We start from the raw sequence: 1,650 nt of genomic DNA, 5'->3' as shown, positions 1-1,650 counted from the left end.
CAGGCGATCAATGACCTCGAACAGATGCTCAACTCTCGCCGTCATAGTTGATGCAGATTAGTTTGGCTTGACCTAACGATAAAGGTTGTGATGGGCGGGGGCACTCCAGAGTATACGTCTCAGTTGATGGAGTTCTTCTCCTCCAGGGGGCGGAAGGGTTCGCGAGAACTGTCTCGGTGATAGATCCTTGGTTCTACGGGGATGATCCCGGTCTTTCCCGGCGGGATCCGCTCCATGATCGAGATGTGGTAGTCGGGCCTCCCCTCGCCGGATATGGTGAAGTTGATGCTGACCAGGATGGGCTCAGGATCGTCCGATACGGGGCGGAGCGAATCCGGGACGATGATGTATGGAGAGGCATTCCCCGCTTTCGAGAGGCGTGAGAGTCCCGGCACAAACCCGCTCGCCGCTATCTCCTCACGCGAGACCTCTCTTAAGAAACCCCCTGAGTGAGCGGCGGAGACATCCGTGAGATCCGCACCGGGGAGACGCAGTCCAAGCATCTCCCCATTCTCTGTCCTAACCGGGAGAGTCGTACAGTTGTCAGAGGTCATCCACCGGAGGTCCTCTCCGGAAAAGACCGGTGAACCGCCGACTGCAGGGAGGGGAACGACAAACTCCGTGATCGGATCTCCCCGGTAGCCGGACAGCCCGGTAACGGAGACGGCGTATGAGTAATCCCAGGAATGCTCCGACATCATCCGGGTCTGATGATAGTGGACGAGAATGTTTCCGCCGATGGCGACAATCGCGATGGCGAGAAGCGAGACAACAACGACTTTGGCGAGAAAGGAAATTATCGAGGGAGCCATCTTCCATTCACTTCCTGATCCGCAGGACTGCGGCGCTCACGATCCACCATGAGATTCTCCGCACGGGACCGTCCATCAAAGGTGGATACCCCCGGGAATGACGTGGTATTCGGCCGGGACCGGGACGAAGCCGGACTCTGTGCTCGAAACGGCCGTATTCACCGTCGCCGTCCAGGTATCCTCCTCTATCAGGTATTTCATGCCCCCGCCGCCCCGGTACTCGAGGTCAAACGAGATCGATGTGGCGTTCTCCGGCGGGACGAAGCCGTCGAGGAAGACGACAGTGGTGTAGGTCCCGCCCGAGCTCCGGGCGAACTCGGTGACGCTCGCGTTCTCGGGGGTTGCGAGGACCGGCACGAGCAGTCGGGGTTCTTCTTTCGTCTCGAACTCGCCGGTCGGTCTGAAGATATCCTGCGCGTAGTCTTCCGTCGTCGTGAACGCGATCATCTTCCCGTACGGCGTCTCCCGGATCGCCGTCCTCCACNNTTCGCCGGAACCGGGATCATGACCGTGGCGGTGCCGTTCACGGCGAGATCGGACAGACCGGTGATCTTGATCATGTAGGAGTCGTTCGGCATGGTCGTCTCGACGAACGCGGGAAGAAGAAGGAGCAGGAAGAGACACACTACCACAACACGTACGTACCTCCCGGGAGCTCAACGCTGTTTGTAAATCTGGACTGGTTTATCCCCCAGCAGTCGTTGACGCTGAAGATCATCTCGCCGGACGGAAGCACGTACGCCTACTATCACGATACCGATCTGGGTGGTGATAAAGACGCACAGATCCGCACGTGGATCCCCTCACCAGAGGCCGGAACGTGGCAGTTCCAGGTCTA

Annotated in this window: 2 protein-coding genes; both read right to left on the bottom strand. The window is 58.9% G+C overall.

Features of this window, described 5'->3' with window-relative positions:
• Positions 1 to 119: 119 nt before the first annotated feature.
• Positions 120 to 812 (bottom strand): hypothetical protein, encoded by a 693-nt coding sequence (locus ACI94_RS08835; protein ID WP_209727632.1) that lies wholly within the window; start codon positions 810 to 812, stop codon positions 120 to 122.
• Positions 813 to 887: 75 nt separating this feature from the next.
• Positions 888 to 1,259 (bottom strand): hypothetical protein, encoded by a 372-nt coding sequence (locus ACI94_RS08830; protein WP_286681325.1) that lies wholly within the window; start codon positions 1,257 to 1,259, stop codon positions 888 to 890.
• Positions 1,260 to 1,650 lie beyond the last annotated feature (391 nt).

It is taken from the genome of Methanoculleus sp. DTU007 (assembly GCF_001512385.1).
In the GTDB taxonomy this organism is placed as follows: domain Archaea; phylum Halobacteriota; class Methanomicrobia; order Methanomicrobiales; family Methanoculleaceae; genus Methanoculleus; species Methanoculleus thermophilus.
The sequence above is the reverse complement of the archived record's forward strand: the minus strand, read 5'-3'. Positions and strand labels throughout refer to the sequence as shown.

Bases quoted from the DNA above. Each gene is read 5' to 3' on its own strand.
- ACI94_RS08835 (WP_209727632.1), bottom strand. From the start codon at position 812: ATGGCTCCCTCGATAATTTCCTTTCTCGCCAAAGTCGTTGTTGTCTCG.
- ACI94_RS08830 (WP_286681325.1), bottom strand. From the start codon at position 1,259: ATGATCGCGTTCACGACGACGGAAGACTACGCGCAGGATATCTTCAGA.